Genomic DNA, 20,974 nt, shown 5'->3' on the forward strand with positions numbered 1-20,974 from the left:
GATCATTCCATTGCCACCGCGGGATCTGTTGCCTTGTCCCGGATCACGCCCGCCAGCGAAAGCTGGTACCAGGCTCCGGCGAAGTCGAGTTCGCCGCCTTCCTCCGGCGCGGTGCTCCCGTCGAGCAGTTCGCGCAGCATTTCGCGGGTGACGCCATCCGCTGCGGCCGCGCGTACCAGCGCGGCAACGGTCGATCGCCGCGCCGAAAGCACCACGGACACCACATCTATTGTGGTCTCCTCGGTCCACATGCCGGGTACGGCATCGCTGATTCGCGCCGCGTCCGGCGACTCGCCGTGATACCAGCCGTCGCCGTCCCACCAGTAGCAGAACGAGAGCAGCCCCTGCTCGGCCCGCATGTTCAACACCGGGTCGGCGACCCAATCCGGCGCTCCCACAAAGAATTCCGGGAAATCGACGCCGTCGTTGTACGCCGCGTCCAAGATCGCCGAGTCCGCGGTGCCGCCGGACAGTATCGCCCGTCCACCGGGCAGTACGAACAGGGTGCTGCCGCCGTGCTTACTACCCTCGAACCAGCCTCCGGACACCAGCATTCGCGGCCCCCACGGCGAACCGACCGCCACGAAGGCGGCCGAAATCATCGCCCAACGCGCCCACATATCCGCGAGCGGTGGCAATTCGACTGCCCGCGAGGACTTTCCGCTGTCGGATGAGTTGACCGCCCGCTGCGGCGAGCGCAACTGCCGGTGTGACTCACTGATGTACGCGGCCAACCAGATCGGCAGCCGGGCGCGCGGAAAGGCCGTCAGGTCGGCCTGATACGCCTCCGGCGGCAGCCGGTCCGCGTCCGGGATGGGATCGTCGCCGTAGTCGTATTCGGTCTCTTGATCACCGGAGTCCGTGCGGCGCACCATCATTCGCAGCCACGGACGGCCAGCCAGCAGCGCTGTCACCTCGCGGTGCTCGTGTGCGAGTTCGATTACCGCCGCTGGTGGCTGGATCGGAGCCGAATCACCGTCGGCGTCGGTGGAATAGGCGAGCCCGGTGCCGCCCGCGACGGTGAGGGCAAGCACGATATCGAGCCGCCGCCAGCCGGATGGGGCCTCGGCCGCGAAGGCGGTGACGATGCCGTGCAGCAGCTCGGCTGCCCGTCGCTCAGCCTCCGAGTCGGACGCGGCGGGCGAGCTCGGTTCGGAAAGTTCCCCCGCCGCAGGATATTCGGGCTCCGTGCGAAAGTCCGCCTCGAGCGGTTGCGCGTCGGACTCGGTCGCGGGATGGTCGCCTGCCGTGCCAGCCTCGACCGGTACCGGAACATCGGCCGCCGCGACCGGATCTGTTCGCGGTTCGGCAACGCTCGTGGGCGATTCGCCGAAACCGAGCGTGAACGCGACATCGGGCGACGGACCGCCCGGCTCGCACGTCAACCCGGTGTGCTGATTCACCATGTCGAACCTCGCATTCGATTCGTCCAGCCACCACTCGGTTCTTCGGATTCCCAATGTGATTCGACCCGGTGCATCATCATGTCGATCGCATCGCCGATGAGTCCGGTCAACCGGCGCGCCCCGGTGCCGATGGCGACCGGCGGATCATCCGCTCCGATCACGTACCGCCCGTCGCCGGGCAGATCGCGCCATCGCAGCAGCCGCTCGATGATGCCGCGCGGGCCGTACATGGATCGGCCCTGCCGGATAATGATCTCGCCTATCAGAGTCGCGGGCGCGCCGAGGAATTCGCGACTCCGCCGCATACCTTCGACAATTTCGTTCTCGTAGATCAATGCTCGGTATTCATCGCTCGACGCGGCGGCATACACCGGTATGTTCCCGCGCCTGCCCGCCTCGACCTCGGGCAGCGCCGCGACCACCGCGGCGGCCAACCCGTTCGGATCGCATTCGGCGATCGTGTAACCGCCGCTGTACCAGATGCTTTCGCCGGGCAGCTGAGTAATCAGGTAGCCGCGCACACCGCTGCGTACGGCACAGATCCGGATGCGTTTCGTCGGATTGTTCATATCGTGGTCGCACCAGCCGCGCACCGAGACGAAGACGTCTGGGTTACCCAAGGTTTCGATGGCTCCGACGGTTTCGCCCTCGACGGTGCCGCGCAGCCGTTCCCAGGTCTGCGCGAGCGCCGCCTCGTAGTCCGACAGCACCGCGATCCTGGACACGTAGATGAGCGGGTACGGCAGCGGCGCATCGGCGTAGCGCCGCCACAGCGTCGCGAACTCCAGATCGGTGAACGTCCGGGTGACGTTCATGCGTCCAACACCGGCTTCACCGCGCTGGGTTCGATACCGAAGTCCTCCAGGAACTCCTCACCCGGAATCTTGAGCTTCGCGTCATCCTGGTGCGTGGTGCCATGATTCGCCGCGGCGCCGGTGACGGGCAAACCCGGTATGCCGCCGGGCAATCCGGGTCCCCAGTTGCCGGGAGGCATGAGCGGCTTTCCATCGATACTCGGAAGCGCCGCTCGCGGAAAGAGTTTCGATGCTTCCGGACCGACCGGACGGAGCGGCGGCGGAATGTTCGGTGCGCCCGCCTTACCCGGCCCGCCGGGACCACCCGCCTTCTTGATCTCATCGGTGTCCGGCTTCCCGTCGGGCTGATGATCACCCAGCAGGTCCGCCGCGATCTTGGCGGACTCGGCCTGAATGACGCCCTGCACCGTCTGGCCGACCGTCTGTATGCCCTGTGTGATCGCGGAGACCAACGGGGTCAGCATATTCATGCCGGACGAGGGATCGCTCGCCGCACTGCGCGGTTGCGTGCCGATCGGGCCGGGCGCGTTCGGATCGGCCTTCGCCGGATCCGTTATGGCCGGATCGGATTTCGCGGGGTCCGATTTCGCGGGGTCGGTCTTGGACGCATCGGGTTTCGACTTGTCGGGCGGCTGGATGCCCGGCCCCGGCCCGCCCGCACCGTTCTTACCGTCGTGGCCGGTACCCTTACCCTTCTTTTCGGCGTCGGAGCCGTCCCCTTCGGAACCGCCGCCACCACCGTGCTTTTTATCGCCACCGCCGCCTTCGGCGTCGTTCTTGCCGCCGTTGTCGCCGTCGCCGGTGTCATCCTTGCCTTTTCCACCGGACTTTCCGTCCTTGTCCGTATCGGAACCGTTCCCCTTGTTGTTCTTCCCCGGATTGTCGTCATTACCGCCCTGCGCGTCCAGCCCCGGGATACCGGACGGCTGCGGCAGCTTCGGAAATACCTTCTCAGTATTGTGAATGCCCGTGACATAAATATCGCCGAACGCGTCCTGGTACTTCTTGAGCTCATTCTCGACCGGCTGCGTCGGCATCGGGGCCAGCGCATAGTACAGCGCGGCAATATAATCAGCGGTGTACGCGGCGTTCCGGCTGACCAGCATCGACTGCTTGGCCAGATCCTGCAATTCACCGAAGTACTGGGTGACCGCCGCACGGGCCGCGTCCGCACCGGCACCACGCCAGGTATCGTCCTTTTTGGTTTTATCCATCAAGTCACGAACTTTTGTCGCGCTCGGCACGGCCGTATCGTCTATACATTTCCATACGAATGCGACGGTCCGCAGTGGATTCACATTTATCGAGTCCCGCATCTTGATCAGGTCGGGCCACTGCATAGAAGAGGGATTCTCGACCCCCAGATCGACCTTGTCCATGCCGACCTGATTTTTCGGCACCAAGTCGTCGGGAACCTTCACATTACCCGGATTCGCCGGGATGCCCGAGGCCGGATAGAGCGTGATGTTCTTCGACGAGTCCGGCTTCAACGAGAAGTCGCTCAACTGTTTGAACCACTCCGCCGATCCCGAATCCGTGTCGGCATATCTCTTGCCCGCGTTGATGAATGTATCGCCCATATCGGTGACCAGTTTGATGTGCCGATCCACCGTATCGAGCAGACTTTGCATCTTGTCGTTGAATCTGGTGGCCAGCCGCTCGCCCGAAGGCAGTCCCCCGAGATCGTGCCCGTTCAGCTTCTCGGCCGACTTCAGGTACCTACTGAGGGTGTCGAACGTTTGGATCAGATCCTTACAGGCATTGGCGCAGTCGACCGCAATACTGGCATCCAGCTTGAGCGAACCGTTCTTCCATGACGGCGTCTCCGAACCCACCGCTGCTCCTCATATATCGCTATCGATCCCGGATCCGGCACGCCCATCGGCTCGAGTCGGATGTCGCGCAAAAGAATTCAACCGCACCATCGATCATCGGTGGATCACCGGAAGGTCATCGACCGATCATCGGCAAAGGATTACCGTTTCGGCATATGGATCGCGTTGCGAAGAACCGCACCCCTGTTGAAAAACTGTACAGGAGTTGACCACTCAGTCGACGCCCGGAGTACTGGCGGCTTGCGCGGCGTCCTGCCGCCGCATCGACTCGGCCGCTTGGCGGATACCCTCGGCGTAGCCGTGCAACGCGTCATGTATCCTCCGCGCGCCGTCCCGCATATTGTTGCTGTACGCGAGGTAACCGTTTGCGCCGTCAGCGAATTGCTTCCCGAATTTGTCGTTACCCCATGGCGAACCAAGGGACTGCAATTTCGCCTCCAACCGCTCGACGACCGATTTCAACCTGGTGCCAGCGTCTTCGGCCTTCGGCGCGACATCCCGCTTCATCGCACCCGTATCGACCTGCATCCTGCCCGCCACGACGAGCTCCTTCCTCGTGAGTTGTCTGTCAATCCGATTCCGTCACAAGCGAACCCGACCACCGCGGATCCGCCAGCGGCACCGGGGAGGGCGGCTTCGAACCATCGTGCGGTGCCAATGAGGCCGGAGCGCCGAAATCGGGTGCCCCGTCGAAGATGTCGGACAGTTTGGGCAGCTTCGCCCGCGCCTCCAGCAGCGGGCGCATCAATTCATCGGCTTGCCGCTCCACATCCGCGGCCGCGGACTGCACCGCCGAGGTCATCGCCGCGGCGATCTCCTCGTAGCTCAATTCGTCGATATCGTCGGCGAATTGGGTGTCGACGAGCACGCCGGCCGCGTTCACCGTCACCCGGATGCGCTTATCGCAGGCGAATGCGGTGCCGGTCAACGCCATTCGCCGCCGCTGCAGTTCGGCGATGCCGGATAGCTGGTCCTCCAGCGCCTCCAGCGCCATCGCCGCATCGGCCTTCAACCGCTCGTTGGCCATCGAAATCTCCCCGTCCGCTCGTGTCCGTGGTCCATACAGATCAGCAGCCATGAGTGAATCTGCGGTGACCCACAATCGAATTCGCGGACGGGATGCGTCATTCACGAATCATCGCCGAGTCATTCGGGCGGCTTGGTGGAGCCATCCGAGCCCGGCAGCGATGCGCCCGCGATCCAGTCGGCGGCGGTCGGCACGTCAGGAATGCCGACCCAGGATGGTTTCGGTCTCGCGCCAGGCACCCGCTTCGGCCGGGTCTTGCTCTTGAGATCCGTGCCCGAAAGCTCGGTGCCGTGCACCTTCTCGGTGCCGTCCGGCTTGTTCTGGTGGATGGTGCCGTCCGCGTCGACGGTCCATGTCGAACCGTCGGGGCTGGTGCGGCGCAGGGTGATTCCGTCCGGATCGACCTGCCAGACCACGCCGTCCGAACGTACGACCGTCGCATTGCGATCCGGAACGGTCACCCGCACAACACCATCCGCGCGCACCGATGTCGCACGGCCGTTCTCCAGACCCACCCGCACCGAACCGTCCCGGCCGATGGAAATGGTGCTGCCATCGTCCAATCGCACCCGGACGGTGCCATCCGGATCCGTGGTGTGGGTGGAGTTGGGGTGTCCGGGGCCTCGGTGCACTGTGCCGTCACCCGTATGTGCCGCAATGGAATTGGCATCACCGGCCGAGCGATCTGCCGCCGTGCGGGTGATCGTGTTGCGGCGTGGGTCGACGACGTAGCTGGTGCCGTCGGGCGTGTGTACTGTCACGGTCTTGCGCTCGACGGCGTAGCTGTCGCCATTCAGCGACCGCACGGTCACCTGCTTGCGCTCGACCGCGATCGTCGTCTCATTCGAAACATGGACCGTGACATTGCGTTTCGCGTCGATATTCACGGTCGTATCGCCCGGCGTTCGCACCTCCATCGTCTTGTCCGTGCGCACGGTCTGCGTCGTGCCATCCGGATGGGTGACCACGGTCTTCTCCCGCGGAGCCTGTTCTTGATGCGCCTCGGTCGGCGCCGCGCCACCGGCCTCGGCATTCGACGCGGATCGTTCCGCGGGGGTGCGAACACCGACACCGTCGGGTTTGATGACGTGGGTTCCGTCGGAATCCTTGTGCGACACAGATCCATTCGGCCGGATCGTCTCCTCTACACCGTTCCCGCTGTATTTGATCGTGCCGTCGTTCCCGATGCGGTGCACGGTCGCCGTCTCCGGGTTCGCGGCACTAGGGTGGGTCGATGTCCAACCGTCGCGCCCGAGCACATGGGTGACCTCACCATCGATTATTCGCACGCCACCCGGCTGCGCACACACCGTGACATCGCCGATCGACAAATGCTCCCCCAGGCTCGGCAGCTCTATCCCGGCACCTGACCTATTCCGGTGCGGCTCCGGCGGTGCCGCGAGCTCGCTGACCGTCCCATCGGCTCTGGTGACCCTGACCATGCCATCGGGCCGGTGCTCGACCGTGAAGCGCTCCCCATCGCTTCGGACGAAACTCCCCGCCCCATCCGAATTCAGCCGCAGCTCATCACCATTCCCCAACCGCACACTCGAATTCCGATCCGCGTCGATCCGCCCGACACGACCATCCGCATGCGTTACGGACACCGCACCATCGGCCCTTGACCAACGCGGACCATCCAACGGTCGTCCCACCTCGCGCCCACTCGGCGCGGAGGCGTTACCTTCCTGTACCGCAACGTGATTCGGCCGCCCAGCGGTGGCGTCATCGAGCACCTCGATTCTGTCCGGCTCGCTCTCGTCCGCCCGACCCACGCGGACCCGCCCCTGATCAACAGGTTGCCCCGCCTCCTCCTCGTGCACATCCGCCCCACCGCGCCGACCACCGTCCGCACCGTTATTACCCTGCGCCGCCGACGACTCAACATGCTGCCGCACCAATCCCACATCCTCAGCAGTCGCTTGCCGCCCCGATGCACCGGCATGAGGTCCGGCCACCCCCGGCCGACGAGTACCCGAAACCTCCTCGGCACCAGCTCCTCCCGATGCCCCAGTCGTCAGCTCAACCCCACCCAACGGCCGCCCACCCGAAACCTCCACAGCCCCAACCGCTCCCGATGCTGAGGTCGACGGCTCAACCCCGCCCGACGAACGTGCGTCCGAAACCTCGGCGGTCCCCGTTCCCCCCGACGTCGCAGCCATCGATTCAGACCCATCCCGCAGCCGCGCACCCGAAACCTCCTCGGCACCAGAAGCTCCCGGTACCGCAGCGGTAGACCCAGCCCCCGAACCAGGCACTGCCCCCGAGGCCGCAGTCGACGACTCAACCTCACCTGACGACCGTGCACCCGGAACCCCGACATCCCCCGACCTCGCAGTCACCGGCTCAACCCCACCCGGCGGCCGCGCGCCCAAAACCTCCTCGGCACCAGCCGTTCCTGGTACCGCAGCGGTGGAGTCAGCCTCCAGACCAGGTGACGAACTCGGTTGGCCGCCCTCGCGCCGCGGCGCGACGGTATCGACTACCGGCGTCCCCTGGCTCGAGGTCCGCACCATCTCTTGCGGCGAAGTATCCGAAGGCTGGCCGCCCGGTACGGCTGCTGACGTGTCCTCCGCCGACAGCACCGACGAATGTCTGCTGGAAACCTGCTCGGACGCGGGCGCGTCGGGTGGTGCAGCCAGCGACTGCCGACCGGAGTTCGGTGGCAGACCTTCGTGATCGCCAAGACGCGGCGGCACAGCGGAATCCGCTCCAGGCCGCAGAGCGACCTCCTCGTCGTCCCCGGCACCTGCCCCTCTCCCGTGCCGGCTCGATGTAGTGGGCGGCGTACTTTCTCCCGCCGGACGCACCGTCTCTTCCGGCGAACTATTGGCCGCTCGCCCACCCGACCCGGCATACTCAATGTCAGAACGGGCGCCTTCGGCAGCCGGTCGAACCGATTCTTGCGGCGAACTATTCGGCACTCCCCTACCCGGCCCCGCATCCTCAATACCGGGCCGGACGCCCTCGGCAGCCGACCGAACCGTCTCTTGCGGCGAGGTATTCGGCACTCGGCCGCCCGATTCCGCATCCCCACTACCAGGCCGAGCACGCTCGACAGCCGACCGAACCGACTCTTGCGGCGAACTATTCGGCACTCCCCTGCCCGGCCCCGCATTCCCACTACCAGGCCGAGCACCCTCGACAGCCGACCGAACCGACTCTTGCGACGAACTATTCGGCACTCGCCCAACCGATCCCGCACCCTCCATCCCGAGCGAGACACTTTCGGCAGCCGGACGCGCCATCTCTCCCGGCGAACTATTGGCCGCTCGCCCACTCGATCCCGCATCCTCAATACCCGGCCGAGCGCCCTCGACAGCCGACCGAACCGATTCTTGCGGCGAACTATTTGCCGCTCGGCCGCCCGCTCCCACATCCCCACTACCAGGCCGAGCACCCTCGACAGCCGACCGAACCGACTCTTGCGGCGAACTATTCGGCGCTTGCCCGCCCGATACTGCATCCTCAATTCCGGGCCGGACGCCTTCGATAGCCGATCGGGCCGATTCGTGTGGTCGGGCAGCCGAAGCCTGCTCGGCCGCACCCGATGTTGCGGTGGGTGGGTTCTCCGGCGGTGGCGAGTTCGGCGGCATCGGCTCGCTACCGCGTTGCGGTCCAAGCGCCTCCGTTGTGCGTTGCTGTCCAACCGGGTGCTCGTCCCCCGCAATGACTTCCGTTCCGGGTTGGCTCGCGCCGGGTGACCCGCCTTCGTGTGGCTGTGAGACTGCTTCCGGCCGGGCGACCGAGGTCTGCTCGGCCGTGACAGCGTCCGGAGTCGCAGTCGGCGACTGTGCCGACTCCGGCCCGGCCGAAGAGGGACGCGCGGGCTCGTTGTTTTGCGGCACAATTGAATTCGGTCGCTGCCGGGCGGACCCCGCATTTGCCGACACCGTTTCGGATGCATGCGAGGTGAGGGGCGGCGGCGCACTCTCGATCGGCGGCGAGGGCAAGGGGCTCTCGGACCGCGCTTGCGAAACTATCTCGCTTACAGCGGCATTCGGAGCTTGATCTGGAAGCGCACCTCTAGTTTGTTGCGCAGCGGATTCGGTTGCGGTCGATGTACCGCGTGCAGGGGCAGTCGCATCCGTTGTAGGAGTCGATGGGGCTGCCACAGTCTGTCCGATCGAAGACGATTCGCTGCCGATTTCGCCTTGCGACCGCTGCGGTGGATCTATGTGATCGAGTTGTGTCGCAGCCGGATTCGCTTCCGGCGGCACGGAGGAACCCGATTCCTGCCGCGCGCCCGGCGAACCGTGCTGGCCACTCGGACTCTCGTTCGCCCCAGAAGGCACCGGCGGCGCGGACTCCGGGGGCTGTGTCGTCGATGCTCCGGCACGCTCCTGAACCTGCTGCGGTGCAACTGAATTCGCTGCCTCGCTCTGCGGTACCGGACCGGATGCGCTATCGCCTGCGGTAGTAGGCGGCATAGACCGCTCAACGCGCGTCCCGTCATTTCCCGTATGCGAAGCGGACTGCGCCGAATTCACCTGACCGTCTCCGCCGTTCAGCCGAACACCGGATTCCGGCCCAGATCCTCCGCTGGCAGACGACGACTCCGATGCCGGACCATCCACCGTTACATGGGCGTCCGTATCAGCTGGACCATGCGCCGAACTCGTCGGCCGCGAACCCGCCGCCGGACGTCCGGAACTCGAATGCGGAGCCAACGAGGTCGGGGACGCGACAGGAGTCGGTGAGGTAGGCCGCCCGGTGGTCGCGGAACCGCGCGGCAGGTCCACCTGCTCGTGGCCTGCCGCTGACGCATTGACCGACGAATCGCGATTCGCCTGCGGTCCAACGGAATCAGCGGAACCCCGCGACGGTGGCCTTGCAGCGGACGCGTCCGCTGTCGTGGACCGGCTCGGTTGCGATTGCGCGGTCTCACTATTTTCACCGCGGGCAGCCCCGCCCGACGCGGTCGATGACCGACCGGCCTGCTCTGGTACCGGTGACCGGCTCGGTTGTTCGCCCACTGGGATTTCGGTTGGCGAGACGCGCCCTCCGGGCGGTGGTGGCATCGAACCGTCCACAACAGCGGCTGGGGTGCCGATCGTATCCGGCTGTGCGGTCCGGTTCGACGGCGGCACCTGCTCACCACCGGTGCCGACCGGTATCGATTGTTTCGAATTTACCTGCGGTTCAGTTGATTCCGAAGTCGGCGACCCGGTGCGCACCGGTCCTTCGGACGAAGCCGCCAGGGACGGACCCGTGACAGGACGCGGTGTCGGCTCGGTTGCGTTCGGCCCCTCCGGGTGCGTCGATGTGCCCGCGCCATGATCGTCTGACGAAACCACGGCCCGTCCTCGGGACTGCGACCCGACGGAATCTACCTGTGGTGCAGACGTTTCGGTCCCACGATTACCAACTGGCGGCACCTGCTGGTGCTCGGTCGGCGTCGAAACAGCCGGGTCGCGAGGAGCTTCGGTCACCGCATCCGAATGTGGTCCACCGCTGGCCGACTGTTGCTCGGCAACCTGCGAGCGCGCTTCACCTCGGCGATCCTGGGTCGCAGCGCTGTTCGACCGCGTCATCCGGTCCCGAACCAGCGGATCGCGACTGCCCTGCGGTGATTCGGGTGCGGGACCGACATGCGGCGCCTCGTCCGGCAGAGGTGGCCGATGCACATCATCGTCATCGCGCGGTGGTAGGAGGTCGTCATCGCGCGGGCTGCCCGATCCAGCCCGTTGATTTTGCGCCGCAACCTCGTTCGCCCGCCGACGCGATTCGTCCGATGCCGCTCCGGCGCCGGACCGATCCGGCATATCGCGCCCGCTCGGCTGGCGTTGCGCCGCCGCCTGATCCCGCATCGGCTGCGGTTCAGCCGATTGCGTCACCCCAACCGACCGTTGTGATTCTGTACGCGCCGGATTGTTCGGCAACTCATTGCTATTCGCCTGTGCGGCAACAGGGCTACGTGTCCCATCAGAGCCGCCGGGAGCCGCGGATGCCGAGGCGCCACCCCGTGCTGGTGCCGAACCCGATGCGTTCCCGCTCTGTGCCGAACTCGCATGCGATTGCGGCGCACCAGCGCCAGTCTGCGCGGGAGCGATGGCCGTTGGGCCGCGCCGGCCGAGCGACGTCTCGGTATTCGCAGAGGACACCTGCCCGGTCGACGATCCGCCAGCAGACGATGTTTGTCCGCCCGAGCCGTGTTGGGCGACAGCGGTTCGCGGCGTATCGACCGCAGCCCTCGGCTGCGGCGCAACGGTACTCGGCTGCGCACCGGCACCCGCCGCGTCGACCTGGCCACCATGGTGCTGCTGACCTGTTGTCCCGGATGTCGAGCCCGCCGAATTACCCACCCGCTCACCAACATTCGAGTGCATGCTGCCACTTTCCTGCTGCGGATGCGTATCCACCGCCGCAACCGGCCGCTCATGCACAGCAGGCTGATGCTCCCCCGCCGAAGCAGACGCCGCATGAATAACCGCCTGATCATGCCCGGCCTGAACCGGAACTACCTCGCGCACAGCGGGATTCACACCGCTACCCGCCGCCCCTGCGCGCGGCGGCAACGGCATCGTCCCATCCCCGCGCGGACCGAGGCTCGGCCGCAGCGTCGGATCGAACGTATTCATCTTCAGCCCCATCCGTCCCGTGGACGAGGGCATCTTCACCCCGAGCATCCCGCGTGCCCCGCCGACGATGGCGCTGCGCGAGATACCGCCGACCCAGCCTTCCGCCGAGGACATCGCGGGGCCGAAACCGCCCATGGCGCCGATCATCACCAGGTTCCCGGCGAACGTTCCGACCGCGCCGGATGTCGCGCCCGTCGCGATCCCCTTCAACGAGTCGCCCACGCTGGGCTTGATCATCGACATCCACCGGCCTTCACGGCCGTTCAGCTGGAACGATTTCGCGAAGAGCTTATCGAATTCGGTGCCGACGAATCCGGCCACCTCGCGGCCCGGAATCGTGCCCGCGGCCGACGCTGCCATCGAGAGGCCAACCTGGCCCCAGTTGATTCCGTGCCGATGCCCTTTCCAAACCTGGATCTGCTGAACCGTGATATCGAGCAGTCCGGAAATCGTCACGCTCTCCAGGATTTTCACCGAGTAGGTGCCGACGAATTTGGCCACTTTGGCATTTCGGAAGAGCCACTCGGCGCCCTTCTCGATCAGCTTGGTCAGCTTGTCCTCGACCTGGCGCATCCAGGATCTGGTCGCGTTGATCGCCGCTGCCTCCGCTGCCCCGGCCGTCACCGGAAACACCCAAGCCCAGAGGATTTCGGCGGCGAGCATGGCCAGCGAGACGATGACCGTCAGCTTGGCCGCCTCCATATCGGTGCCCGCGTTGAACGCGGTCTCGGACAGTGCGCGGTAGCTGGTCGCCAATTCCTGCACCGACTGCGGGCCACTGAGCAGCGGATCGAACTTAGCCTGCATGGCCTCGCCCGCCTTGCCCCCGTGATACGCGACGCCGATCGAATTCCGCGCCGCGCGAATGTCATCGGGCACACCTTCGAGCTCTTCGGCGGCCGCCGCCCAGGCCGCGGCGAGCTCGAACATCTTGTCCTCGTCGCCATCCGGCCACGCCGCGCCGGCCACCCACCCCAACCAGCGCAACCCCTCGGGCAGATAAAGACTCATCGTGCCCCACCGCCACGCATGCGCACCGCCCGATCACTCGCTCCACCGATCGGGTCAGTGCAGCAGCGTCCGGTTACGATCCGGTGTCCCGCAAGGGAATTCGACCGCGCGATTTGTCATCGGCCGATCAGTGTCGAGTCATCGAGAACCGCCGTCCCGCGCACGATATCAGTGAATTCCTATCGACAGACCGTTCGGAATGTGGTCCGGAGAAATCAGCCGCTTCACAATCCATGGAAACCGCCGCCGAGGCGGACAGCACGCAGGCGCTCGGCCGCTGAGCGACCCATCCCACCCCCGGATACGGCTGCGCCGCGCCGCCAACCGTGACAGACTCGATGCTCAACGGTTGCGGTGACGTGATGCCGCCCCGGGACGCGGAGGATCATGCGGGAATCGAGGATCGCGATGGACCTGAACGCGATCGAGCGCCGAATCGCCACCGAGCGGTTCGCGGCGGCGGACCGCTCGGCCGAGCACGAGCTGCGGCTGGCGACCACGCTGGTCGAACTCGCCAAGGCCATGCTGGCCACCGCCCGCGGCGGCGGCCGGGATCGCACGCGCGACGCGGTGGCCCCCGCCGAGGAGGCGGTGCTGATCCGGTTGCGCTGGCTGGCGGCCGGAATGGTGGAGGCGCGCTACGCCGGTGAGCTCAACGAGGCGCTGCGCCTGTTCGAACAGGCCACCAGGCAAGCGGGCAGGCGCGAGCAGGCCGTGGGCGTCATCCGGCGCACTTGTGACACGTATCGTCAAGTGGCACATACATATTCGCAAGCCGCCGGGCTGTGCGCGGACGGCCTGTCCAAGTGCGGTGTCTGGCTCGGCCGCCTCGATCAGTCCGCCGCCGTCGCCGCCACCGAGGACGCCGCGCGCATCCGCAGTGCGCTGGCCGCGGAAAATCCGGAGCTGTCCGGCAAATATCTGCAGAGCCTCAGCACCCTGCTGCGCACGCTGATGATCGGCCGCTCCCGCAAGCAGGCCATCACCATGTACCGCGAGCGCTACCAGGCGATGACCTCGACGGGCATGGCGATTCGCTTGCGCGCCTGCGGCATTCGCGATCTCGACCTCACCCCGAAGGCGTATGCCGCGCTCACCGAGCTGAATTGCCGCACGCTGGAGCAGGCCGGACAGCTCACCCAGCAGCAGATCCTCTACAAGACCTCGGGCGATCTGTCCACCGTCGAGGAGATCAACTGGCGACTGAACCTGGTCGGCCTGCGCCCGCTGGTGGCCGGCGCCGACGAGGATCCGCCGACCCATCCGGTAGATGTCGCGACGACCTTCGGCGCGTTGAGCGTTCGCTGCAAGGATCGCGACGCGGTACTGCAGATCCGCGCCGCGATCATCGCGGCATACGCCGTCGACGACGTATACCCGGTCTCCCGCACGGCCTACCTCGGCATGGACGAAAGCCTTTGGCGGATACCGGATCCCGAGCTGAACACGGCCGAAACGCTCGGTGACGACGTGGTGCTGATCGATCCGATGGCCGGCGGCTGGGTCACCGTGATGAGTATGAACTGGGAGCTCACCCCGCTCGGCAAACACCCACTGGCGCTGCGTCTTTCCGCGGATTGGCCGGTGATCACGGTCACCCAGACCGCCGACGTCGCCTACGAGCTGTGCCTGTACGAGCGGGGCGCGCCCGTACAGTACGCCGGTCTCGGCAGGCCGAGCGGCCAAGCGCCGCTGGATGTTCCGCTGCGCCCGCTGGACTTCGCGCGGCTGGCGGAGTACGGGGCGGATCATGCGACCGAGCCCAAACTCCGTGCGGCCTTCGGCAATACGCAGATGTTCACCAAGCTCAGCGGGCTGCCCGACAGCGGCCTGCGGCAGGCCGGGGCCAACGGCCTCGACCACGGACACCACGTACTGTTTCTTGGCAAAACCGCACAGTAGGCCCAACCCGTGCTAGCTATTCCCGTATTTCCCAGTGGTTTTCGAGGCGCTTCAGCATGCTCTCGATCGCGTCGTCGAGTCGTGCGACGAGTTCCTGGCGGCCGATGCCGACCGCGGTCGGCGCGCTACTGCCCACCTCGATCACATACCGGCCGTCATCGGGCAGATCGCGCCAGAGCAGGATTTGTTCGAGGATGCCGCGCGGACCGAATTTCGAACGGCCCTGATTCAGTATGATCACGCCGGTCCGGTCCGCCGGAGTGTTGAGGAATCGCTCGCCGCGGCGCACCTCGGACTCCCCACCGGATTCCAGCACCATCGACGCGCCACCGTGGATCTGCTCCAGTACATCTTCCTGGTCGAGGGTGATCGGGATACTCCGCGAGCGGCCCGCTTCCACCGGAGGCAACAGCCGCACCGCCGCATCGGCCACGCCGTGCGGACCGCATTCGGTGATGGTGTAACCACCGCTGTGCGCAATGGTTTCGCCGGGTTTCTGCGTCAAAACGTAGCCGCGCGGGCCGGATCGGACAACGCGTGCCCTGATCCAGCGCTGTGGATCGTCCATATCACGGTCGTACCAACCCATTACCCGTAGCAGCAGCTCCGGATGCGCGAGCGCCTCGAGCACCTCACGGATCGAACCGCCCACGGTGTCCTGCAGGTACTCCCAGATCCGGAATGCCTCTTGCTCATACTCGTCGGCGTAGCGTATCCGGCTGGTGTAGGTGAGTGGCTCCGGCAAAGACCCACCGATATACCGCTCCCAGAGCACCCGCAATTCCAGATCGGTGAACTCCCACTGGCGATTCACGCGTCGGCCACCGGTTCCGCCCGCGCCACCGAATCGGTCAGCGCAGACCCCAGATCACGCTGCGGCGCGGCGGCGCTGTCGGACGTCGCCGCTTGGATGCCTGGTAGGTTCAGCGCCCAGTCAGGGGCCGCATCGGAAATACCTGCCCCCGAATCGGTTCCGGGAATCCGGAGGTCGGCCACTGCGGGCGCCCCACCGACCGCCGCGCGTACCAACTGATCCAGGGTCGGTATCGCCGGGCCGTTGGTGACCGTCCGGATATCCGGAATGTTTTGAATGCCACCGGGAATGGACGCCCGGGGGAACAGCCGCGCCGCCGCCTGCTGTATCGGATCGGACGCGCCCACCGTCCCGGGATTACCCGGCACCGGCCGCCCGGATGGGTTGTCCTGCACCGGAATATGCAACAGATCCGCCAGCGGCTTCAACGCGGGCGTCGTCGCGATCAGATCCTTGATCTGCGGGAACTGCTGGAAGAAGCTGTCGAAATCGATCGGTGCGGCGGGCGGATGCTGCGCGGCGAACTGCGAAAGCGCCTGCACCAGACCGGGAATCGCCTGGGCGCCCTGCGAGAGCGCGTTAACCAGCGGACCGATCATGTCCTGATTCGCCGAAGCCGGTGTTGTATTGGGTATTCCGGTGTTCGGCGCCCCCGTATTCGGCGCCCCGGTATTGGGGTTGGTACCCGGCAGGCCACCGCTCGGTAGACCGCCGTTGCCGATCGGATTACCGGCGGCATCCTTCCTGGCGGCGTCGAGAGCCGAGGTATCCATGCCGGGCACCTTGTTATTGCCCGGAGTGGCCAGCCCCGGAGGTCCGGGCGGGCCGGGATTACCGGGAGGACCAGGCGGACCGGGAGGGCCAGGAGTGGTGGTGGTCGTGTCGTCCTTTTGGTCCTTGAGTCTTTTTGCCTTGTCCTCCACCGTCGTGGTGTCGTCTTTTTTGTCGTCGGTCGTGGTGGTGGGCTTCGTCGGGGTAGGCGGGTCGGTCAGTATCGGGAACCCTTTGACCGAGTTGTTCAAACCCTTGACGTACTCGTCTTTGAAATTGTTCCGGTACGAACAGATGTCGTACAAATGATTCCAGAAATGCGGGCTGCCGTTGTCCGGCATATCACCCGCTGTTGTATGCAACCATATGGCGGTGTAATGGAGATTCGCCGCGACCGCGGTCATGTCGTTGCTCAACTGGTGGACATTGTCACCGTACTTGCTGATCGCACCGATGGCCTGATCCGCACCCACCCCCTCCCACTTATCCGCCGTCAGGCTCTTCATCTTCTGTTGTAGATTGATTCCGGCCTCGTCGAGCTTGGTCGCCAAGAGATCCCAGATCTTGCCGGCATTACCAGCCGACTCGGCTTTGATGTTCTTACCCAGCTGGTAGAATTCCGGGTAGCCCATGCTTTCCGGATCCTCGGGAACGATCGTGAAACTTTCGGGCTTCGAGCCGGAGGTTTTCACCGGGTCCGAATAGTCCGGCAGGTGGTCCCCCCAAAACCACTGCCCAAAACTCCGCGTGTAGTCGCCGTCATATGTTCCCGGATCGAATTTTATGTTGGCGGCGCCGACCTTGGACATGTCCATCATGTTGCTGAGTTTGTCGAAGGTCGAACCGGAACCCGTATCTGTCGTGTCGTATGCCTTGCCCGCGGTCTTGAACATCTCACCGAGGTCGATCAGCGTCCGGATATGGCCGTCGAGCTCGTTGTTCAGATCTGCCGCTTTGGAGTTGAATTTGCCCGCCAGATCGTTCCCCGAACGAAGACCGCCGAAGTCGATGAGTTTGATATTGGCTTCTTGCAGCTTGTTCTGGTACGCCTTCAACTTGCCGATCATTTCGGCGCAGGCGCTCGCGCAGTCATACGCAACGTTGATATCGACCTTGACGTGCTGGTCCCGGACCTGCTGCGCCAACCCGGACCATGGACTGTTGTTGCTACCCACCGCTGAAGCTCCTCCAATGACCACACCGTGGCCACTCCACAAGACAGACCAAGACGCCATTCTAAGGCAGTAGGCCGAAACTCATCATTTTAGATCACCTTTCGATCATGTCGACATCATCGAACAATGACGACCGCGCTGGTCACGCCGCGTTCTCGCAGGTCAGATGTGCGTAAAGTTCATCAGCGCCACCACTTTTCGCCCACACACCGGTCTGATTGAGTTCAAAAATACCGACCGGTCGGCGCATAGCCTCTGTGCACCATACCGGTAGCACATTCGAATCATTAAGTGGCACAAGCATTTTCGCGTTCCGAACAAATGTCCCGCGAGAGTATTTTTCACATGAACAAAAAGCACTGAACCTTCCTGACAGATGGCTCGAGATGGTCTACTTGGTATGCGCCTGGACAGAGCCGTGACAGCGTTGCGCACCATACGGTCACGTCCACATCGGCTCGGCGCAGCACCAACGAACGATGTGAGTCGAGGCTTCACCCATGGACCAATTGGCTTTCGCCGACACACCCACCACCAGATGCGCGTTCTATCGGCGCACCTGCGGACTCCCCGCCGGCATCCACCCCGAGGTCGGGCGGATCGTGGTCAAAGCGGGTGCGGTCGGCGCGATCACCATGCCCGCCCCACTCGGCCAACGCGTTCGCGATGACCTGCTGCGCCGCCGAAACACCTTGGGGCCAATCATTTCCCACGTCCGCTCCGGCCGTTGGACCTTCCTGATCCGCCCGGATATCAGCGACGATGTGCAACTGTTCGCCGAACTGTTCCGCCACAACGTCTCGATCGTCCCGATCGGCGGCGAAATCGCGCTGCCGTCACCGGCCGACGCACAAACCGGCTACCGGCAGTGGGTGGTCTCGCCGCGCGATTCCTTCCGGCCGTCCGGCCTCGAGGTGATCGAAACCGTCCGCGCCTGCACAGCGACACCGCGACAGCCGATCTCGGCCTGATCGCGCCGAATAGATACGGTTGACCGCATGGGCCCATTCGACGAACCGGCGAGCAGCACGGACCTACGTGCCCGACGCGCCAAGTCCTTCGGCCCACACGCCGCCACCTACCACGAACACCGGCCCGACTACCCGCTGGCCGGTATCCGCTGGGCGTTGGAGCCGCTCGACACGTCGAACGCGCCCGTCGTCGTCGATCTCGGCGCGGGCACCGGAAAGCTGACGGCGGGTCTGCTCGCCGCGGGCGCATCGGTCATCGCCGTCGAACCGGATGCGGAGATGCTCGCCGAACTGGTCCGCAGACATCCCGGCATCACCGCCTGCCGTGCCGTCGCCGAAGCCGTTCCGCTGCCGGACAATTCGGTCGACGCCGTCGCCGTCGGGCAGGCGCTGCACTGGTTCGATCAAGAGCGCGCGTTCCCGGAGATCGCGCGGGTGCTGCGCCCCGGCGGAGTGCTCGCGGCGTTCTGGAACACCGATGACCTCGACGTCGACTGGGTCGCCGGGCTGCAGCGGGTCTCCCGGTCCAGCGCATCGTTCGAACCGGGTGACGGCAAACTGCCCAGCCATCCACTGTTCGCGGAATTCGAGCGCGCCGACTTCCCGCACGCGCACCGGCGCACCGCCGAAACCCTCACCGCGACAATCGGAACGCATTCGCACACCCTGGTGATCTCGGATGCGGAACGCACCGAACTACTCGACCGCATCACCGAGTACCTGCGCACCAACCCGGAGACCGCGCGGGGCGAATTCGACTACCCGCTGGTCACCTGGGTGATCCGCACCCGGCCCAACTGGCGCAGGTGCTCCGAAAGTAGTTGGAGCACACACATATTCGGCACCTCAGCGACCGCCTCGGCGATCAGCGGTCGCGCCCGGTCCCGGACCCGCACGATCAGCAGCGCGGAACGCACCGTGAACTCGGTGACGTCGGCCCAGGCCGCCCGCTCCCCGCCGACGCCGATATCCCTTGCGGTGACCCAGATTTCACCGAATTCGAGCCGCTGCCCGGCATTCAGCGCCGCCAATGCCCTCGGCACCTGGGCTCGCGCCACCCCGCGCCGGATCTCGGCGCCCCACACGTGCTGCCGCTCGAACCCGCGCCGCAGAATCACCGGATCCCCCGCATCACCGGAGCACACATACGAGCGCCGCGCGGCCTGTTCCCGCACCGTCGCCGCACCGTAGCGGAAGGTACGGACCCGGCCACCGAATACGACGACGAACCCGCGCTCGTACAACTCCAGCCGCGACCCGCGATTGCGCCCGGCCAACACGCGCAGGCGACCGGCCGCCCAGGCGAGCCGCCCACCCACCAGCAACGCGAATGCGGCGGCGATCAGCGCCAACGGATATGCCCGGCCCGCCAGCGCCACGAGCATGACGACGCAGCTCGCCGCCGTCGCGATACCGGCGAGCCGGAACTGCCGCCAATCCGCGGGCACCGGCAGATAGGTTCCGCGCAGCCCGCCCAGATCCTCTAGACATAGGTCGGAGCGGCGCATCACCCTATGGTCGCAGCGCGCAAGAGTATCCGGCACCTCCCTTGACGGAACCCCTACGCGGAATGCGTAAGTATTTCCGGTTCGCCCAACGGGATTCGAGTAGTTCCTACTCGCGTGAGCGCCCCCGCGCCCGACCTACGCTGAGCACATCGTCGAAACAGCGACCGGAATCGTCGGATCGCACCGGACGCGGGTGAAAGGATCGACGCACCGATCCAGCAGAGCTGGGTATCGCCGTCTAACGTCGCGGCGAGATCGACCGCACAGCGGCGTCGGCGCGCATCGGCTCCTCGCCGCGCGACGTGCTACCGCAAAACGTAGGCAACCGGGTCACCCTGCCGACCCGAAATGTGGTTACTCCGGGCGGGGCGTGAGGATGCGCGGACCGTCCTCGGTGACCGCGACCGTGTGCTCCCAGTGCGCGGCGCGCGAACCATCCGTTGTCACCACGGTCCAATCGTCGCCGAGCACCTGCGTTTTCGTGGTGCCCAAGGTCAGCATCGGCTCGATGGCGAGCACCGAACCGACCACGAGCCGCGGGCCCTTACCCGGATCGCCCTCGTTGGCCAGGAACGGATCCATATGCATTTCCCGGCCGATCGCATGGCCGCCGTAGCCGTCGACGATGCCGTACGCGCGGCCGTGCTGCCGCTCGGCGGCGCGGGTGCCGAGTTCGATGGCGTGGGAGACATCGGTGAGCCGGTTGCCGGGCAGCATGGCCTCGATCCCGGCCTCCATCGACAGCTTGGTGGCCTCGCTCAACAGCCGGTCGGCCTCGATGATGGCGCCGACACCGAAGGTCCATGCCGAATCGCCGTGCCAGCCGTCGAGGATCGCACCGCAGTCGATGGACACCAGATCGCCCTCGGCGAGGATCTCCTCCGCCGACGGAATCCCGTGCACCACACGATCGTTCACCGAGGAGCAGATCGACGCCGGGAATCCGTGATAGCCCTTGAAGGACGGCACCGCGCCCGCGTCCCGGATCACCTGTTCGGCGACCTCGTCGAGTTCCGCCGTCGAAACGCCCGGTTTGGCCGCGGCGCGCACCGCGACCAGCGCACGACCGACGACCGCACCGGCGGCCGCCATGGCGTCGAGTTCACCGGCGGTGCGGAACGGCACCACCTTCTTGTTCTTCCGGCCGAAGACCATCGG

At 65.6% G+C, this 20,974-nt stretch carries 14 protein-coding genes and 1 pseudogene; 5 read left to right on the forward strand and 10 right to left on the reverse strand.

Annotated features, from left to right (window positions below; all coding sequences use genetic code 11):
• Positions 1–2: 2 nt before the first annotated feature.
• The 6 genes from LGY53_RS29215 to LGY53_RS29240 all read right to left on the reverse strand — a co-directional run bounded on the left by LGY53_RS29215 (position 3) and on the right by LGY53_RS29240 (position 6,981).
• A complete protein-coding gene (locus tag LGY53_RS29215) occupies positions 3–1,406 on the reverse strand; it encodes a hypothetical protein (RefSeq protein WP_225729912.1) in 1,404 nt (467 codons plus the stop codon).
• Positions 1,400–2,221, reverse strand: coding sequence for an ESX secretion-associated protein EspG (locus LGY53_RS29220; RefSeq protein ID WP_225729913.1), 822 nt, complete (start codon positions 2,219–2,221; stop codon positions 1,400–1,402). The genes LGY53_RS29215 and LGY53_RS29220 overlap by 7 nt, the downstream gene beginning before the upstream one ends.
• A complete protein-coding gene (locus LGY53_RS29225) occupies positions 2,218–4,056 on the reverse strand; it encodes a hypothetical protein (RefSeq protein ID WP_225729914.1) in 1,839 nt (612 codons plus the stop codon). The genes LGY53_RS29220 and LGY53_RS29225 overlap by 4 nt, the downstream gene beginning before the upstream one ends.
• A gap of 213 nt (positions 4,057–4,269) precedes the next feature.
• Positions 4,270–4,596 carry a WXG100 family type VII secretion target gene (locus tag LGY53_RS29230; RefSeq protein WP_225729915.1) on the reverse strand — a complete coding sequence of 109 codons (327 nt, stop codon included), beginning with the start codon at positions 4,594–4,596 and terminating at the stop codon, positions 4,270–4,272.
• 28 nt (positions 4,597–4,624) lie between these two features.
• Complete coding sequence (locus LGY53_RS29235) at positions 4,625–5,083, reverse strand: YbaB/EbfC family nucleoid-associated protein (RefSeq protein ID WP_225729916.1); 459 nt, start codon at positions 5,081–5,083, stop codon at positions 4,625–4,627.
• A gap of 119 nt (positions 5,084–5,202) precedes the next feature.
• Positions 5,203–6,981, reverse strand: coding sequence for a hypothetical protein (locus tag LGY53_RS29240; protein WP_225729917.1), 1,779 nt, complete (start codon positions 6,979–6,981; stop codon positions 5,203–5,205).
• A gap of 4,750 nt (positions 6,982–11,731) precedes the next feature.
• On the opposite strand from LGY53_RS29240, the gene LGY53_RS29245 reads away from it, so the two are divergent.
• From LGY53_RS29245 to LGY53_RS29255, 3 genes are all read left to right on the forward strand, one after another.
• The gene (locus LGY53_RS29245) at positions 11,732–12,088 is read left to right on the forward strand and encodes a hypothetical protein (protein WP_225729918.1); all 357 of its coding nucleotides are present in this window, start codon (positions 11,732–11,734) and stop codon (positions 12,086–12,088) included.
• A 129-nt stretch (positions 12,089–12,217) separates the two neighbouring features.
• The gene (locus LGY53_RS29250) at positions 12,218–12,409 is read left to right on the forward strand and encodes a hypothetical protein (RefSeq protein ID WP_225729919.1); all 192 of its coding nucleotides are present in this window, start codon (positions 12,218–12,220) and stop codon (positions 12,407–12,409) included.
• Positions 12,410–13,062: 653 nt separating this feature from the next.
• Positions 13,063–14,577, forward strand: a complete 1,515-nt coding sequence (locus LGY53_RS29255; RefSeq protein WP_225729920.1) for a hypothetical protein — start codon at positions 13,063–13,065, stop codon at positions 14,575–14,577.
• Between the two features lie 16 nt (positions 14,578–14,593).
• Here LGY53_RS29255 and LGY53_RS29260 read toward each other — a convergent pair whose 3' ends face one another.
• Together LGY53_RS29260 and LGY53_RS29265 are read right to left on the reverse strand one after the other, a co-directional pair.
• Positions 14,594–15,391 carry an ESX secretion-associated protein EspG gene (locus LGY53_RS29260; RefSeq protein ID WP_225729921.1) on the reverse strand — a complete coding sequence of 266 codons (798 nt, stop codon included), beginning with the start codon at positions 15,389–15,391 and terminating at the stop codon, positions 14,594–14,596.
• Positions 15,388–17,337: a PPE domain-containing protein gene (locus LGY53_RS29265; protein WP_225729922.1), complete on the reverse strand. Its 1,950-nt coding sequence runs from the start codon at positions 17,335–17,337 to the stop codon at positions 15,388–15,390. Before LGY53_RS29265 ends, LGY53_RS29260 begins: the two co-directional genes overlap by 4 nt.
• 500 nt (positions 17,338–17,837) lie before the next feature.
• Between LGY53_RS29265 and LGY53_RS29270 the strand changes: the two genes are divergently transcribed.
• Both LGY53_RS29270 and LGY53_RS29275 read left to right on the forward strand, forming a co-directional pair.
• On the forward strand, positions 17,838–18,308 hold the full coding sequence (locus LGY53_RS29270) for a DNA-directed RNA polymerase subunit beta (RefSeq protein ID WP_225729923.1): 471 nt from the start codon (positions 17,838–17,840) through the stop codon (positions 18,306–18,308).
• A gap of 27 nt (positions 18,309–18,335) precedes the next feature.
• A pseudogene (locus tag LGY53_RS29275) lies at positions 18,336–18,710 on the forward strand (class I SAM-dependent methyltransferase); the annotation flags it as partial.
• Between the two features lie 356 nt (positions 18,711–19,066).
• Here LGY53_RS29275 and LGY53_RS29280 read toward each other — a convergent pair.
• Positions 19,067–19,816: a DUF6585 family protein gene (locus LGY53_RS29280; RefSeq protein ID WP_225729977.1), complete on the reverse strand. Its 750-nt coding sequence runs from the start codon at positions 19,814–19,816 to the stop codon at positions 19,067–19,069.
• Positions 19,817–20,170: 354 nt separating this feature from the next.
• Positions 20,171–20,971, reverse strand: a complete 801-nt coding sequence (map, locus tag LGY53_RS29285; protein ID WP_225729924.1) for a type I methionyl aminopeptidase — start codon at positions 20,969–20,971, stop codon at positions 20,171–20,173.
• Between the last annotated feature and the right edge of the window lie 3 nt (positions 20,972–20,974).

It is taken from the genome of Nocardia sp. JCM 34519.1 (assembly GCF_020361265.1).
GTDB lineage: Bacteria > Actinomycetota > Actinomycetes > Mycobacteriales > Mycobacteriaceae > Nocardia > Nocardia arthritidis_A.

What these genes read in the sequence shown, in the direction of transcription:
- LGY53_RS29215 (WP_225729912.1), bottom strand. Translation starts at nt 1,406, where the DNA reads ATGGTGAATCAGCACACCGGGTTGACGTGCGAGCCGGGCGGTCCGTCG.
- LGY53_RS29220 (WP_225729913.1), bottom strand. Translation starts at nt 2,221, where the DNA reads ATGAACGTCACCCGGACGTTCACCGATCTGGAGTTCGCGACGCTGTGG.
- LGY53_RS29235 (WP_225729916.1), bottom strand. Translation starts at nt 5,083, where the DNA reads ATGGCCAACGAGCGGTTGAAGGCCGATGCGGCGATGGCGCTGGAGGCG.
- LGY53_RS29245 (WP_225729918.1), top strand. Translation starts at nt 11,732, where the DNA reads ATGGCGCTGCGCGAGATACCGCCGACCCAGCCTTCCGCCGAGGACATC.
- LGY53_RS29255 (WP_225729920.1), top strand. Translation starts at nt 13,063, where the DNA reads ATGCGGGAATCGAGGATCGCGATGGACCTGAACGCGATCGAGCGCCGA.
- LGY53_RS29270 (WP_225729923.1), top strand. Translation starts at nt 17,838, where the DNA reads ATGGACCAATTGGCTTTCGCCGACACACCCACCACCAGATGCGCGTTC.
- LGY53_RS29280 (WP_225729977.1), bottom strand. Translation starts at nt 19,816, where the DNA reads ATGCGCCGCTCCGACCTATGTCTAGAGGATCTGGGCGGGCTGCGCGGA.
- map (WP_225729924.1), bottom strand. Translation starts at nt 20,971, where the DNA reads ATGGTCTTCGGCCGGAAGAACAAGAAGGTGGTGCCGTTCCGCACCGCC.